The sequence below is a fragment of the Microcoleus sp. D2_18a_D3 genome (genome assembly GCF_036702455.1).
Classification (GTDB): Bacteria; Cyanobacteriota; Cyanobacteriia; order Cyanobacteriales; family Microcoleaceae; genus Microcoleus.
In genome coordinates, this window is the sequence record NZ_JAUBTK010000064.1 from 30,778 (window position 1) to 46,757 (window position 15,980).

General features: G+C 46.6%; 11 protein-coding genes. 9 read left to right on the forward strand and 2 right to left on the reverse strand.

The genetic code is table 11. The features are described 5' to 3' along the window. Positions 1-740 precede the first annotated feature (740 nt). A complete protein-coding gene (locus tag QUB06_RS24665) occupies positions 741-2,072 on the reverse strand; it encodes a TAXI family TRAP transporter solute-binding subunit (protein WP_333437520.1) in 1,332 nt (443 codons plus the stop codon). A gap of 185 nt (positions 2,073-2,257) precedes the next feature. On the opposite strand from QUB06_RS24665, the gene recN reads away from it, so the two are divergent. The 8 genes from recN to QUB06_RS24705 all read left to right on the forward strand — a co-directional run bounded on the left by recN (position 2,258) and on the right by QUB06_RS24705 (position 14,871). Continuing rightward, positions 2,258-4,012 (forward strand): DNA repair protein RecN, encoded by a 1,755-nt coding sequence (recN, locus tag QUB06_RS24670; protein ID WP_333437531.1) that lies wholly within the window; start codon positions 2,258-2,260, stop codon positions 4,010-4,012. Positions 4,013-4,613: 601 nt separating this feature from the next. Beyond that, a complete protein-coding gene (locus QUB06_RS24675; protein ID WP_333437521.1) occupies positions 4,614-7,796 on the forward strand; it encodes a GAF domain-containing protein in 3,183 nt (1,060 codons plus the stop codon). 453 nt (positions 7,797-8,249) lie between these two features. After that, positions 8,250-8,798 carry an inorganic pyrophosphatase gene (locus QUB06_RS24680; RefSeq protein WP_333437522.1) on the forward strand — a complete coding sequence of 183 codons (549 nt, stop codon included), beginning with the start codon at positions 8,250-8,252 and terminating at the stop codon, positions 8,796-8,798. 158 nt (positions 8,799-8,956) lie between these two features. Then, the gene (locus QUB06_RS24685; RefSeq protein ID WP_333437523.1) at positions 8,957-10,306 is read left to right on the forward strand and encodes a serine/threonine-protein kinase; all 1,350 of its coding nucleotides are present in this window, start codon (positions 8,957-8,959) and stop codon (positions 10,304-10,306) included. A gap of 162 nt (positions 10,307-10,468) precedes the next feature. Beyond that, positions 10,469-12,043, forward strand: coding sequence for a serine/threonine-protein kinase (locus QUB06_RS24690; RefSeq protein WP_333437524.1), 1,575 nt, complete (start codon positions 10,469-10,471; stop codon positions 12,041-12,043). Between the two features lie 246 nt (positions 12,044-12,289). Next, entirely contained in the window at positions 12,290-12,802 is a 513-nt protein-coding gene (locus QUB06_RS24695; RefSeq protein WP_006634582.1) for an inorganic diphosphatase, read from the forward strand. A 520-nt stretch (positions 12,803-13,322) separates the two neighbouring features. Continuing rightward, positions 13,323-14,231 (forward strand): MBL fold metallo-hydrolase, encoded by a 909-nt coding sequence (locus QUB06_RS24700; protein WP_333437525.1) that lies wholly within the window; start codon positions 13,323-13,325, stop codon positions 14,229-14,231. A 73-nt stretch (positions 14,232-14,304) separates the two neighbouring features. Next, positions 14,305-14,871, forward strand: coding sequence for a diheme cytochrome C (locus QUB06_RS24705; protein ID WP_333437526.1), 567 nt, complete (start codon positions 14,305-14,307; stop codon positions 14,869-14,871). On the opposite strand, the gene QUB06_RS24710 is transcribed toward QUB06_RS24705, so the two are convergent. Continuing rightward, a complete protein-coding gene (locus tag QUB06_RS24710; protein ID WP_333437527.1) occupies positions 14,843-15,004 on the reverse strand; it encodes a hypothetical protein in 162 nt (53 codons plus the stop codon). The genes QUB06_RS24705 and QUB06_RS24710 overlap by 29 nt on opposite strands. A gap of 266 nt (positions 15,005-15,270) precedes the next feature. Between QUB06_RS24710 and QUB06_RS24715 the strand changes: the two genes are divergently transcribed. Then, positions 15,271-15,828: an HPP family protein gene (locus QUB06_RS24715; RefSeq protein WP_333437528.1), complete on the forward strand. Its 558-nt coding sequence runs from the start codon at positions 15,271-15,273 to the stop codon at positions 15,826-15,828. Positions 15,829-15,980 lie beyond the last annotated feature (152 nt).

A 15,980-nucleotide genomic window follows, 5' to 3' on the forward strand; every position in this document is an offset into this window, starting at 1 on the left:
CAAAATCAAAAGTATTATCGATGAAAATGAAAATAGGACTCGGAAAATTCGATGCGCCCGATTGTGGAGGAGCCAATAGCCAATTCCCTGTTTTGTCGATGCTTTTAGCCCCCATCCCTGGGGGATTTCCCATAGGGGATTTTAGATTAAGATTACCACTCAATCTACAATAGTCCGGACACTTTTTATATGGCCCAATGGCTTATTCCATAGGACTTTGAGGCGAGCGTGGATAATTAAATCAATATCACCTCTACCCCAGACGCGGCATTTAATTCGACTTTTTTATGATGCTTGCCCTGTAAGACTTGTAGTATCGTTCCAAAAACTGTCCGGAGTATTGCAATCTAAAATCTACAATCTAAAATCTACAATCTAAAATCTAAAATTGTCCGATGCTTTTAGGCCCAATTCCCAATTCCCAGTTCCCAATTCCCAATTCCCAATTCCCAATTCCCATGTTACTATAGCAATCCTCGCATCATTTGCATAATTCTTGTAGGGGCAATCCCACGCCCGGTTGTCCGATAGATAGGGCGTAGGCAAAGAAAGGCACTACCCCTACAAATTTATCTGAATCATTTAGGATTGCTATAATGACTTATAACTCCTCTTATCAATTACGTAGGGTACGCTAGGCGTACCTTACCGCTATAAGTAGTGTGAAACTACTTATAGCGGTAAGGAATGAACTAATAACCAATAACCAATAACCAATAACTAATAACTGCTCATATAAATTATTTTTCCATCTTTTTGACCTCCGTAAAATCAGATTTTAAATCATCGCAAACCAGCGACAAATTCCGCAAGCTTTTTTCCCTATCGCTCGCAATTTTTAGAGCGGTTTCCCAACTAAAAGTAAAAGAATGGAAAGAATCCGCATCAATTCTATCTTGATCCAAATCCTCCATAACTTGCTTAAAAATCTCAAATAACTCTTCTTGCAACCGATCTATTTCCTCAAAAGTTCCGGCTTGGCGGCTTCTTTGAATCAAATTTAGAATAATCAAATTAAACTTGTCAGCTCGATTTTTTTGTGTCTGCAAAAAGCGCGCTCGCAACTGCAAAAGCCAAGAAACAAAAAGAGTAACAAACGAAAAAGACAAACCGATAACATTGGAATTTGCTGCAAAAAAATCCGGCTTTTCGCGATCGTAATAAGCCTGAGCGCCCTCATGTATTGGTATAGCAAAACTACCGCTTCCGGACGGCTGACTAATCATGGTCGCCAAACGATTAGCAGCCACCAAATTGCGGCGGCGCTCGAACAAAATCTGCGTAATTTCCTTAACTATTTCCGGATGGACATCCTGACGAACCAACAGAGTAGCCTCCACCCCAACGGTAGGCAAATCTACATCTGGTACTGCTGGAGCGCCCTTGTAAGTACCCTTAGGAATCAAGTTAGCTTGCAGATAAGGCAACTTAATTTTCATCGCCGCCGCTTGGTCGATGGGCACCAACTTGGCCCGCGTATTTTGCAGCAAATCGCTAACCAAATCGCTCCCCGGAGGTAGCACCCGAAAAATAGCATCAGCCTCGCCGCTAGCAAACAACTTAGTACCCTCAGCCCAAGAGCCAGGAGTAGACTTAAAATCGCTGGCTTTCAAACCGTAATGTTGGCTGACTAACCAAAAAGCACTGTAAGAACCGCTGCCTTTATCCATCAGCGCAATATGTTTTCCTTTAAAATCAGAAACGCTTTGAATTCCCGACTGTTCCGAAACAATTAAATGAAAAGCTTCCTTAAACAAAGAAGCAATTAGCCGCCCTTCAGGGACGGCCTCAGTATCGTTCTGAACTATAGCTAACTGAGCCTTATTTGCCTGAAGCAGGCGCATATTTTCCTTCGAGCCTTGAGTCTCAACAACTTTAATCCGCAGGCGCGGATTTTCTTGAATAACTACCTCAGCAATTGCTTGTGCGAAAGGATAATAAATCCCTGTCTTGTTTCCCGTCGCTATGGTTAATTCATAGACTCGCTGCTTGTCTTGGTGCAGATTCCACCCAAAAGATCCAATCAAGACAACACTTAATAGAGCAATGGGAAACAGAAATTTATTTTGCATTAAGGTTGAGACTCCATAGAACGTGGCAAAATCAAAAGTATTCTAGTTAAAAATGAAAATTGGACTCGGGAAATTCGACGCACCCGATAGTGGAGGAGCCAATGCCCGATGCCCGATGCCCGATGCCCAATTCCCAATTCCCAATTCCCAATTCCCAATTCCCAATTCCCAATTCCCCATTTCTCATGTTAATATCCCTCAGAATAGAAAACTTTGCCTTAATTGACTGCCTGGATCTAGAATTTGGCCCGAGTTTGAACGTATTTACAGGGGAAACCGGCGCTGGTAAATCGATTATCTTAGATGCGATCGATGCAGTGTTGGGCGGAAAAGTCGATCGCCGATCGATTCGCACCGGAGCAGCGCGGGCAATATTGGAAGCTACCTTTGAATTGGACAAAGCCGCAGCTTTGTGGCTGGGCGAGCAAGAAATCGAACCCATAGACGGAAATTTAGCCGTTTGCAGCCGGGAAATTAACGCATCCAGCGGTGCTCTACGCACCAGATCCCGCCTGAACGGAATTCTCGTCAACCGCCAGTTAATGGATCAACTGCGCGATCGGCTGGTCGAAATTACCGCCCAAGGCCAAACCGTCCACCTCGGACAAGAAACCCTCCAGCGAGAATGGCTTGATTTATACGGCGGCAAAAAGCTCACTGAAGCGCGATCGATCATCGCCTCCGCGTGGCTGGGAGCCAACAACGCCAAAACAGCCCTCAAACGCAGGCGTCAGTCGGAACAGCAGCGACTGCAAAGACTTGATTTGTTAGAATACCAAGTCCGAGAACTCGGCGAAGCCCACATCGAAGACGCCGACGAACTCGAACAGCTAGAACACGAATCAATCCGGCTGGGCCACGTCGTCGAATTGCAGCAGCAGAGTTACCAAGTCCACCAAGCCCTGTACCAAAACGACGGCGACAGCGCATCAGCCGCCGACTTGTTGAGCAAGGCCGAAGTAATTTTAAGCGACATGGCGGTTTACGATGTGCAGTTGCAACCAATCCTAGAAATGGTCAGCGATGCTTTAGCTCAAGCCACAGAAGCCAGCAGGCAAATTAGCAGCTACGGCGAACAATTAGAAGCAGATCCCGAAAGACTCGAAGAAGTAGAAGATCGGATTCGGGAACTCAAACAAATTTGCCGCAAATACGGGCCGCTCAAAGAAGCGATCGCCTACTATCAAAGCATCCAAAACGAACTAAACGAACTTTTAGAAGGAGGCGAGTCAATGGAAGCCTTAGAACTCGCATATCAGAACGCTTTAGAGCAATTAAAAGACGCTTGCAGCCACCTGACCACTCTGCGGCGCGAAGCAGCCCTCAAACTAGAAACGCACCTCGTAGGAGAACTTAAGCCGTTAGCAATGGAAAAAGTGCAGTTTCAAGTCGAGATATCGCCTTGTACCCCAACCGCGACCGGTGCCGACCAAATCGCCTTTTGTTTCAGCCCCAATCCGGGCGAACCTTTGCAACCCCTAGGCGCGATCGCCTCTGGGGGAGAAATGAGCCGCTTTCTGCTCGCCATCAAAGCCTGTTTTTCCCAAATAGAAAGTGCCGGTACGCTGATTTTTGACGAAATCGACGCCGGAGTCTCCGGGAGAGTCGCCGGGGCGATCGCCAAAAAACTCTACCAACTCTCGGACAAACACCAAGTTCTCTGCGTCACCCACCAGCCGCTGATTGCTGCGATGGCTGATTTTCATTTTCGCGTTAACAAACAGACGATCGAAGCAGAACCAAGTATCGACGAAGCCGCAGCCAACTCCGAACCAATGGAACGTACAGTAGTCAGAGTTGCCGCTCTCAACAGTGAGCAGCGGCGGGAAGAACTCGCCCAACTCGCCAGTGGCCGGTCAGCAACAGAAGCCATCGCGTTCGCCGAATCCCTGCTTGTCGAAGCCGCCGGATTGCGCCAAACTCAGTCGGCCCAACTTTAGATCAGACCCTCAAGCCGATCGGGGGGCCAAAAGGCGGAGTTTTTTCCGAGTCGGAGGTTACACTAAAAATGTCAACCGCAAATTTTACAAAAAAAAGCTGAAAACCCCTTGAATTTAGTGGGATGAAAGCTCAGAACAGCAAAATAGAGATAAATTCTAGTTAAAAACCACAATTGTGTAGAGAAGGGCACACATCACTAGCAACTGGTAGTGTCACAATTGCGGCTAGTCCCACAATACCACCCCTCTTTCAGCAGTCCTCCCGCCAGTACGCATTCATGTTACTGCGGGCGATCGGCTCAAAGATCGGCAGAACCTACTTAAACCAGGTACGCACAATGTCAAAATCACTTAATAAACCATTTAAACAAGATTCGCGCTCTCTAAAAAGATTGCAGCACTCCCACCGCCTCGTTACTCTCCCACCCTCCGTTGGGCAGCAAGGTCAACTGAATTTCCCTTGCCTTGTGGCCGGAGTTCTGTAAACTGGGAAATACTTTCACACATACTTGAGTCTTGTGCGACAGGTGACTCACTAATCAACTTCCCCACTCTCTTCGCTTAGAGACTAACCCTTACACTTAAGCTTCTGTAAAGGTCTATGAAATCTGCATCTTCCACCAATTACTCTTCTCTGGACAACGTGATTGATGTCGCTGTTGTCGGCGGTGAAAATCATCATCAGGAACATTATTCTCCCCCGGAAATTAGGAGCAGTGCAATTATCCCGCGCCAAGGAAACCTTTCCGGCATTCTCGACCTTCTAAATAAGCAAAGTTTCACAGTAGTAGTTAAGGAAGTAGAAGACAAACTTAAGGTTGTCAATCAAACCCTGGGAATGCTCGACAATATCCTGGAGAGCGAGGGATTTGACGCCATCCTCAACGAGATGTTGCAGTCGATTACCCTCAAAACAGGGGAATTACTGAATGCCGATCGCAGCACGATATTTTTATTAGACGACGAAAAAAATGAACTCTGGGCAATTGTAGCCAAAGACGAAAATGGCAAAAACCTAGAAATCCGAGTTCCGGCCCACGTGGGCATTGCAGGAGAAGTAGCCACGTTCCAAAAAGTGGTTAATATCCCTTACGATTTTTACAACGACGAACGATCGGCTAACGCCAAAAAAACTGATGAAAAAACGGGCTACCGCACTTATACAATGCTGGCAATGCCCCTAATTAATGAAGACACAAAAGAGTTAGTAGCAGTTGTTCAACTGATTAATAAACTCAGACCAAATCACGAAAAATACCCGACTTTAGACGAACAAATCGACAGGCACGGATTTACTAAAGAAGACGAACAAGTTTTTAAAGAATTTGCTCCCTCGATTCGCCTAATTCTAGAATCGTCCAAGTCTTTCTACGCAGCAACTCAAAGACAACGGGCCGCCACGGCGCTGATGAATGCCGTCAACGCTCTTTCTCAGAGCAGTTTAGACTTAGAAGATACCCTAAAAAGGGTGATGGATCAGGCCCAAGAACTCATGAACGCCGATCGCAGCACCCTGTGGCTGATCGACGAAGAGAAAGACGAACTGTGGACGAAAATCCCGATGGGCGGCAACTTGAAAGAAATTCGCATACCCAGAACCGCCGGTTTTGCAGGCATCGTCGCCCAATCTAGCGAACCACTGCTGATTCCCTTTGATGTGTACGACGACCCGCGCGCCGCCACTTCCAAAGAAGTAGATCAAAAGTCGGGCTACCGCACTTGCAGTATGCTTTGTATGCCAGTATTTAACTCCGACAAAAAATTGATTGGTGTCACCCAATTAGTTAATAAAAAACGACAAGGAGAATTCCCGCCCTACAACCCGGAAGATTGGCCGCACGCCCCCGATCAGTGGAAAGCGAGTTTCAATCGCAACGACATGGAATTTATGAAGGCGTTTAACATCCAAGCAGGAGTGGCGCTGCAAAACGCCAAACTGTTTGCAGAAGTCAAACAACAAGAACAAAGACAAAAAGATATGCTGCACGCCTTGACTAACGGCGTGATTTCTACAGATAAAAAAGGCAATATAGTAGCGACCAATCCCAGTGCCAAAAAATTACTGGGTGTCAGCGAGGCAGAATTAGCCGAAGGTCAATCTTTGCGCGAGTTGATTAAGTTAGAAAAAGGCGATTTTGCCAAATGGTTTGATGCGTCTTTGTCTCCCGAAGACGATAACGACCGCCAGCAGTATTACCCAGATCAAGTTTTGCTTACCTTGGAAGGAGAAGGGCAGAGTATCAATCTCTCGATTAATTCAATGACTGACGCTACCGACCCCAACAAGGTCAACGGCGCGTTAGTCGTCATGGAAGATATTAGCAGCGCCAAGCAAATCAAAAACTTGATGTACCGTTACATGACTCCAGAAGTAGCCGAAGCTTTGTTAGCTTCAGGCGATACTGGATTGGGCGGTAAGCGCAAAAACGTTTCGGTGCTGTTCTCAGACATTCGCAGCTATACCACACTTACGGAAAAATTGCAAGCCGAAGAAGTGGTAGTGATGCTGAATAAATATTTTGAAGTGATGGTAGATGTCGTATTCGAGTACGGTGGGACTCTCGACAAATACATCGGCGACGCTCTGATGGCAGTTTTTGGCTCTCCAGCGCCCCTAGAGGATCATGCTTGGTGCGCCATGCAAACGGCGGTGAAAATGCGGGAAAAACTGGCTGAGTTTAATCGAGATCGCGTGGCAAATGGCGAACTGCCGATCGGCATCGGTATGGGCGTACATTCCGATGAAGTTGTCAGCGGCAACATCGGTAGTAGCAAACGCATGGAATTGACTTCTATAGGAGACGGCGTAAACCTCGCCTCTCGCTTAGAAGGCGCTAGCAAGCAGTACGGCACAGACTTGATTATCAGCGACAATACTTACAGAGATTATGCCGATCGGCTCTACGTGCGAGAACTCGACTTTATTACTGTCAAAGGCAAAAGCGAACCTGTAATCGTTTACGAACTCGTCGGCATCCGCGAGGGATACTCGCCAGTGGGCAAGTCACTAACCGAAACACAGCAACAAATTATAGAACATTACACCAAGGGGCGCGAACATTACAAAACTCCAGTCAGCCAAAGACTCTCAGAAAGTGAGGTGAAAAACATCTTAAATGAGGTCGCCGAAATGCCAGAGGCAGAGATTAAGAAACTGTCCTACAATCTAGAGCAACAGTTGGAACACGAACTCAAAAACCTGTTATATCAACTGAAAAAGCTGTCAGAGTACGACCCGAAAAACCTGTCCGAAGCAGACAAACTCATCGTACTGTTGCAGCCAGAAATCCAACTGCTGAAATTGGAAGGAATCAAAAACCTCTCGGAAGACGAAGCCAAAATGCTGCTGCAAGCAAAAATCAAGCCCCTATCAGCAGACGATATTAAATACTTGCAAGAAGGCGAAGTCAAAAAGCTGTTGGAAGCAGACATCTTAGAACCATCAAATCCCCAAATCAAGAGGCTGAAACCCGCAGAAATCAGGCAGCTATTGCAGGCGAAAATTAAAAGTCGGGCCTGCGAGACAGTTGCAGAAATGTTAGATGAGGAATTTGAAAACCTGGGACTCGATCGGGTGAAAAAACTGCTGAGCGAGTTTAAGAAAGCCTTAGAACCAAAAGCCAAGCAAGCCTTTAAAGACGCTGAAGGCGAATTTAACGCTGTTCTGGAAGTTGACCCGAAAAACAAGGCAGCTAAATTGCACGTCGATCGCTGTATGTTATTTCAACATCGGTTTTCAGACGTACTCAACTGGGATGGTGTGTGGAATCTCACAGAAAAATAGCAGTGGCCCACAGCAAATGCTGGCGGTGGCGTCAGGGTTCGGGGCGGGGGCGATCGCGATCGGGGGTGCGCCTCCCATCCCACCACCAATTAACCTGAATATCCTATTGAGGTAATTGTAAATAAGCTCCAACAGGTATTATGGTTATATAACCGGATTTGAATTTGCCAGCGAGATGCCGGGGTTTCGCCCTAGGTGTTTCGTTCGCACTACCTACCGCAACAAACTTAGCACTTCTATTATTTGAAGCGCTTAAAAATAGTTATGACTGGCGGCAGCGTTACCCGGTTTCTGAGAAAAATCTTGGAGAAAGGCGACGAAACATCCGCTCAAAAACCGGGTTTCTCACCCCGCCCGCGTAAGTCTTAATAGCGTTAGCGGCTCCTAAAAAGAGCTGACTTCGCAGATAGTCAATGTTCTAGTCTTAGATATAGAAAACCACTAGCGTCAGTTATGGATAATTGGAATTCGCAATCGGGAGATGTTGAGTGGGTAGATCAGGTTTACCAACTATTGCTGGAGATTGCCCGGAGCTCCCTGTCAGATATCCCCAGAATCCCGGAAAACATCACTGTTAAGGCTATCCCTCTGATCCAGAAGGTACAAAGCATTCAGCAAAGACCTGACGGGCAAGTGTTCAAATCCGGTTCCTTTTCAGTAAACGATCACGAATGGGTCGATCGGGTCTGTCAACTATTGGTAGAACTAACCAGCGCGTCTTTGTCCGAACAGCCCAAAATGCCGGAAAACCTTGCAGGCCGATCTTTAGCCCTGGCTGATCGAGCACAAAAAATTAAAGAAGATATCGAAGAAAATGCAGCCCAAACCCCAGCAGATGAAGAGGAGAATTCCTTACAGTCTCCAGACGCGCTGCTTTCCCTCTTGCACCACAGTTTGAAAACTCAGCGCGCCAAAAGCTACAACCCCGATGCCCCCGAATGGCAGCAAGTCTTGAGCCTGCTCGACGTAGTGCAATCAATTTACAAGCAAATCCAAAATTAAATTCAAGCTTAACTCAGGCCGGTCTTTATGGTGCTTGATCGCTGGCTCTTAAAGGCGGTTGCTCTTTGACAGAAATTTTTTTGCTGTAGCCCGAACATTTCCGATTATTGCGCTTTTGTCAACTACACTAGGTTTAATCGGTTCTAGGGCAAAAGAACATGAGCGGAGAAAACATCGGCGATTTGTCAAAAGAAATATTAGCCGATCGCTATCAGTGCGATCGGCGGCTGGGCAAGCAAGCAGGAAGGCAAACTTTACTCGCCCGCGACTTAAAAACCCAAAAGCAAGTAGTAGTCAAACTCCTGTCATTCAGCAGCGACTTTAACTGGGAAGACTTAAAACTTTTCGAGCGAGAAGTCGAAACCTTAAAATCCCTATCCCATCCCGCAATTCCCCGATATCTCGACTCCTTTGAAATCGACACGCCCAAGCGCAAAGGATTCGCCCTAGTTCAGACTTACATCGCAGCCAAATCCCTACAAGAATATCTCTCAGACGGCCGCACCTTCAGCGAAAGCGAAGTCAAACAATTAGCAACAGCATTATTAGACATCCTCGCATACCTGCACCAGCGACAGCCCCCGGTGATTCACCGCGACATTAAACCCAGCAATATCTTACTCAAGAATCGATCGGGTAACAGCGTCGGCGAAGTCTACCTAGTCGATTTCGGTGCAGTTCAAACCCTAGCAACCCAACAGGGAAAAACAGTCACCGTTGTTGGAACTTATGGCTATATGCCGCCCGAACAATTTGGCGGGAGGGCCGTTCCCGCTTCCGACTTGTATGGCTTGGGAGCAACATTAATCGCCTTAATTACCAAGCAGCATCCAGCCGATTTGCCGCAGAAAGATTTGCAGATCGAATTCGAGCAAATGACCCAACTAAGCCCCGGTTTTACCAATTGGCTGAAGTGGATGACACATCCCAGTTTAGAGCGCCGTCCCGCCTCAGTTCAGATGGCAAAAGAAGTTCTAGAAAAACCGCCGCAAATCAATAAATCTTCCCTGCCATTGAGAAAGAAACAGCCCGTGTATCATCCCCTGGCATTAGGGACTCGTGCGATCTGGTACAGTTTTGTTACCGGAGTTATAGCGGCAGGAGCTTGTACACTTATTTACGGCTCCTTGTTTATGGGTTTGATGACGACGACGGGTTGGATCGGGATAACTTTAGGGGGGATAACGATGATAATTATGGCAGTCTTTGTGAGTCTTCATTTCGGCTTGCTGCTGGGGTTGGGAAATGGAATAATCATAACGATCGTGACCCTATTGTGGTTTAATCCCCTCACTAACCCCAAACTTCACCGACAGGTTTTAAGTTCAGTTAGTATGCTAATCTCCGCCTTGATAACTATCTATTTCTTTAAAAATATGAATTTTAAACCTGAATGGGATTCCAATTATATTTTGTTTGCGATTGGACCCTCGCTAATTACAGCACTATCTCAGGGGGAAAGTAGCAAGTTTATTGCCCGGTGGTATCAAAAAGACAGCGGACTGTAAACTTTAAAATAAGAGCGTGTTTGGTTGATTAGTTATCATTTTTAGCGGTAGTGAATAATCACAAACTACCGACGAGATACCTGAGTTTTAGAAGAAGTCAGGTATCTAATCTAATCAAAGCAAAGTGTTTAATTTAAAGTTAAAAAAATAAAGGTCAAAAACATGACTTGCAAAGTATTAGCAGAACGCTACGAAGTACAGCGACAACTGGGAAAACAAACAGGTCGCCAAACGCTGCTGGCTCGTGATTTGCAAACTCAAAAATTAGTTGTAATCAAACAGCTATTTCTCGGCAGCGATTTTGAATGGCAAGACCTCAAGCTATTTGAACGAGAAGCGGAAACTTTAAAAGCACTTTCTCACCCGGCAATTCCCCGCTACCTCGACTATCTGGAAATTGACGAACCAGAGAGTAAAGGATTTGCCTTGGTACAGACTTATGTAGAGGGAAAAACTTTGGAAGAGCATTTGCGATCGGGGCGTACTTTTAGCGTAAATGAACTGAAAGAATTAGTAAAAAAGTTGTTGGAAATTTTGAATTATTTGCACAAGCAAAATCCGCCTGTTATTCACCGCGATATTAAACCCAGCAATATTTTACTGCACAGCAGATCCGGTAACTCTATCGGAAAAATTTATTTAGTTGATTTCGGTTCGGTGCAGAACCAAGCTGCAAAATTTGGCGGTACAATTACAGTAGTAGGAACTTATGGATATATGGCACCGGAACAATTTGGCGGGCGATCGGTTCCGGCTTCTGACCTCTACGGTTTAGGTGCAACTTTAATTTATTTGGTAACGGGTTTGCATCCCACGGAAATGTCGCAGCAGGATTTGAAAATTAAATTTGCAGATCGAGCCACGCACCTCAATCCTAGTTTAATTGATTGGCTGGAGTGGATGACAGAACCGAGTTTGTCCAAACGGTTATCTTCGGCTGAGGAAGCATGGCGAGCGCTCAAAAATCCCCGCTCGATCGAGAAAATTCACAAAGATTATATAACATTGCAGCCACCTGGTAGCGAGATTAAACTCACAAAAACTTCGGAGTTTGTAGAAATTGTAATTCCGTCGCAGGAAGTGAGTTTGGGTTTAAGTGCCCTGCTTGTGACCGCGGTTGCTGCGAATATTGTTCCCTTCGGCTGTCTTTTAGTTTATATTTTAAATGCAATCAACGACGGCAGTAAAATCACTAATTTACCGATAGATAGTCAAGTTATTATTATGATAGCCGGCGGTTACTTAGCTCTGGTTGGAGTAATGTTAGCTAGGGTAGGAGTAATGTTTCTGTTGGCACTGTTTCGCCGAGAACTTCGCCTCAGAATCGATCGCCAGCAAATCTGCTGTAGCAGCCATCTACTGGGGTTGAGATGGAATCATGCCAAGCCATCTCCCAGGAAGGAGATTTGCCAGTTGGAAATTCAACAACGTGAATATAGAAACAGCGGTATAGGTGTAAAAGTTATAAAAGTTATAAAAGTTATGATTTTTGCTTTTTCAATCCCTAGAGAGTTATATCAAGCGGCATCATTACTTATGCAGAAGCGCCACTCGGAAGTGAGATTAGGGAAAGTCTATCAGATGATAGTTCAAGCAGGCAAGCACAAATATCAGTTAGGAGAGAAGGAGGGACTAAGTGAATCAGAAATCAAGTGGTTAGCAACCGAACTGAGCCAGTGGTTGGGTTTGAAAATTAAAATAATTTTGACAGACGGTAAAAAGAATAAATGGTTCTGAAAATATCTCCGATCGCCCAAACAAAGCATTCCCCTCTCAAACTGTGGGATGGGCGTCTCGCCCGTCCCCTCTCTCTTGTGTGGGATGGGCGTCTCGCCCGTCGAGTGTATTCCCCCAGCCGGCGACACACTCGTCCGCTTTCGGTCAATCTCATGCAGCATCGAGCCCGATCGCCCGTAAAATGCTATCAAAGGGATTTGGCAAGTAGCACTCATCCCAATCATCTGTTAACTTGGAGATATTGTTGTGGACTTATCGCTAATTCCGGCACAGCCGAAACCAGGACTGCTCAACGTCCTCATCGAAATTACCGCCGGTAGCAAAAACAAGTACGAATTTGATAAAGACTTACAAGCCTTTGCTCTCGATCGGGTGCTTTCTTCCTCAGTCCAATATCCGTGCGACTACGGCTTCATACCCAATACCTTAGCCGATGATGGCGACCCCCTCGACGGCATGGTAATGATGGATGAGCCCACATTTCCAGGGTGCATAATCGCAGCCCGTCCGATCGGAATGCTGGAAATGATCGATGGAGGCGACAGGGACGAAAAACTTTTGTGCGTTCCCGACAAAGACCCCCGCTACGCTCACTATAAGTCCCTCAAAGACGTAGCCCCCCACCGCTTGGACGAAATAGCCGAATTTTTTAGAACCTACAAAAATTTGGAGAAAAAAGTCACGGAAATTCTGGGTTGGCAAGATGTCGATCAAGTCATGCCCTTAGTCGAAAAGTGCATCGCAGCCGATCGCAAATAAGCCCCTAGCCCGCACTCCTCGACTGCAACCCGACTAAAAACTCAGGAGGCCGAACTTAAGGCGATGCTGCAGGTCTAGGAATGCAGTCGAGGCACAGGTGGCTACAATGTCAAATCAGTCGTGAATGCCGAGTCACCGGAACGGCATTCCTCAAAACTCCATCCCGGCCCCAATCGTGAAAAAAATACTACTCCTAGAGTAAGATGAAGCGCAAATTCTACCCCTGGAAAATGCGTTCTACGTTGGAGGAAATTTTACCCGAACACTCTTATTCGGCGCTATCTTAATCTCAGAACACAGAACACGCCGGGCAGCCCGCAGGGTGCAAAAAATAATCTTTCAAGCGTGACATCTCCTACACCAATCGGTACGGTTTAGGCTTCTAATAGCCCAAGTGTGCGGCATTCGGATGGTTTCCCGATAAACCGCTTTTTTATAGTACAGATTGCTAAAGACTAAAAACTAAAAAGTAAAAACTAAGATTTCAACTCCCAAGTTCCTGCCGCCAAAACTAAAAAAAATGCCAGATTCCGCACCCTCTCTAGCCAATCCACAGCCTTCCGATCACAAAGCCACTATGGAAAATAGTCCTTTGACCGAGTTTGTCGTTCAGTTTTGGGGCGTGCGGGGCAGCATCGCCACCCCCGGCACCAAAACACTTCGCTACGGAGGGAACACCTCCTGTGTAGAAATGCGATTGGGCAAAAAACGCCTGATTTTTGACGGCGGCACCGGTTTGCGAGTTCTAGGCCTCAACCTGCTGCGGCAAATGCCGGTGGAAGCCCATATGTTTTTTAGTCATACTCACTGGGATCACATTCAAGGGTTTCCGTTCTTTACTCCCGCCTTTATCCCAGGGAACTGCTTTCACATTTACGGTGCGATCGCCCCCAACGGCACTACAATCAAACACCGTCTTGCCGACCAAATGGTGCACCCCAATTTTCCCGTCCCCATCCAGGTGATGCAATCAGACCTCAAATTCAACGATTTGACGCCTGGGGATATTCTCGAACTCGACGATGTGAAAATAGAAACGGCACTGCTCAACCATCCTAATACGGCGATCGGATATCGAGTCACCTGGGAGGGACACACGGCCGTCTACTGCACCGATACAGAACATTTTCCCGATCGGCTAGACGACAATGTGGTACACCTAGCTCGCAACGCCGACGTGCTGATTTACGACGCCAACTACACCAACGAAGAGTATTACGACTTCAAAACCCCGAAAGTCGGCTGGGGACACTCGACTTGGCAAGCAGGAGTAGAAATAGCGAAAGCTGCTGGAGTCAAAAAAATCGTGATGTTTCACCACGATCCGGGCCACGACGACAATTTTCTCGATCGAGTCGAAGCAGAGGTGCAGGCAACGTTCGCCAATGCCTGCTTAGCCCGCGAAGGCATGAGCATACCAGTGATTTAGGCAACAAATCAATGCAGGCTCAAAAAAACCGCCGCGAGAAGGCAGAAATTAGCAGCGAGAAGGCAGAAACACCATGAACCACAAAAACCCCCCCAAGCGTCGCTCTCGTGGCTTGCGGGGGCTTTACTCAAGTTTGCTGGTGTTGATAATTGTCTGCTGTACCGGAGGCGGATGGGTAGCAGCCCAGACTGCCGGCTCTAACTCTCCGGCGCGACTTGCTCAAGTGTCTGCAATTGAAGATAATGGCACAGTCGATCGAATTCCCGATCGCTACCAACTCGGACAGCAACTGTACCTAGAAAACTGCGCCACCTGTCACATCGGTTTACCGCCGCAAGTCTTACCTACAGAAACCTGGCGTCGGTTGCTGCAAGATCCCCAACACTACGGGCAAACAATCAAACTGCTAGTAGACCCCCCCCGTCTGCTAGTGTGGAACTACCTGCAAACTTTTTCCCGTCCCCAAGCAAAAGACGAAGAACTCGCCTACCGAGTCGCCAGTTCTCGCTATTTCAAAGCACTGCACCCCAAAGTCAAGCTGTCGCAACCCGCAAATATCAGCAGTTGCGTTACTTGTCACCCCGGCGCGTCTCAATACAATTTCCGCAAGCTTACCGCCGAGTGGCAAAACTCTCCGTAACGAAGATTAAGTTCGTAATTATATCCGAGTGCGATCGTCTCGCTCGCACTAACCAGAAAACGGCGATCGCATTCTGAACTAGAGACGTATCCAAAGTGTGGGTGCGATCTTTCAATTCATGCTTACTGGGCATCGCACCTTACAAATAACCTCTCGCTTTACCCTCATCAATAACTCTGGTGGCTAAGGGTGAAGTTGTGCGACTGCCGATAACGTCTGTTGCAAAACCGACCAAACTGGCTAGTCCGTTCCAACCGAGTGCTTAGCTGCAGCTTTAGTGGCATAGAAGTAAAAAATCTGTGCCTTTAACTACTTTTTGACCAATTGTTATGATATCTTAACTTTAGCGGAGGCTAGTTCAGACAATTTAAGAAGCCTGGTTATCAAGTAACCTGATTTATGATTGACCGTAAAAAAATTCAACTGAAATGGGAAAGTTATTGGTTTAAAACCTTTGGGAGATGGCGCTCGTGTCCCTTGAGCTGCCCAATAGACAGACCTCATCCTCGGCATATTTTTTGGAGTTGGATTGGCAGTTTTTTGGCAATTACTGCAACGTCCTATCTTGCTGTAAAAACTAATTCTCCTTTACTAATGGCTCCGTTTGGCGCAACAAGCGTTCTGATCTTTGGTGTCCCAGACAGCCCTTTGGCTCAACCCCGGAATGTCATTGGGGGCAATTTCTTAGCTGCTCTCACCAGTTTAATAATTCTGCATTTTCTCGGTTCTTCTCCCTGGGCGATGGGAATGGCTGTTTCTAGTGCGATCGGAATTATGCAGATTACCAGAACTCTACATCCGCCTTCGGGAGCAGTTGCCTTAGTCGTAATGATGACCAAACCAGACTGGAAATTTTTGCTAACACCTGCTTTCGAGGGATCAATAATCTTGGTCTTGTGCGCCGTCATCTTTAATAATTTAGCGGCAGAAAGGACCTATCCCAACCACTGGTTGTAGCACAATACGGTTCACTTAACGTTTTTTGTCTGCAGCCGTCCCCGCGTGGCAATCGCAGAGATTATGACATTTCTCGGCTAAGGAATGAGAATTAAATAACTTCCACAAGGAAAGTGGGATGGGCGTCCCGCCCGTCCAAAAAGGACGGGCGG

Excerpts from the sequence above, each read along its gene's own strand:
- QUB06_RS24710 (WP_333437527.1), bottom strand. The coding sequence starts at position 15,004 with ATGCCCAGTAAGCATGAATTGAAAGATCGCACCCACACTTTGGATACG.
- QUB06_RS24675 (WP_333437521.1), top strand. The coding sequence starts at position 4,614 with ATGAAATCTGCATCTTCCACCAATTACTCTTCTCTGGACAACGTGATT.
- QUB06_RS24715 (WP_333437528.1), top strand. The coding sequence starts at position 15,271 with ATGATTGACCGTAAAAAAATTCAACTGAAATGGGAAAGTTATTGGTTT.
- recN (WP_333437531.1), top strand. The coding sequence starts at position 2,258 with ATGTTAATATCCCTCAGAATAGAAAACTTTGCCTTAATTGACTGCCTG.
- QUB06_RS24690 (WP_333437524.1), top strand. The coding sequence starts at position 10,469 with ATGACTTGCAAAGTATTAGCAGAACGCTACGAAGTACAGCGACAACTG.
- QUB06_RS24680 (WP_333437522.1), top strand. The coding sequence starts at position 8,250 with ATGGATAATTGGAATTCGCAATCGGGAGATGTTGAGTGGGTAGATCAG.
- QUB06_RS24665 (WP_333437520.1), bottom strand. The coding sequence starts at position 2,072 with ATGCAAAATAAATTTCTGTTTCCCATTGCTCTATTAAGTGTTGTCTTG.
- QUB06_RS24685 (WP_333437523.1), top strand. The coding sequence starts at position 8,957 with ATGAGCGGAGAAAACATCGGCGATTTGTCAAAAGAAATATTAGCCGAT.
- QUB06_RS24700 (WP_333437525.1), top strand. The coding sequence starts at position 13,323 with ATGCCAGATTCCGCACCCTCTCTAGCCAATCCACAGCCTTCCGATCAC.
- QUB06_RS24705 (WP_333437526.1), top strand. The coding sequence starts at position 14,305 with ATGAACCACAAAAACCCCCCCAAGCGTCGCTCTCGTGGCTTGCGGGGG.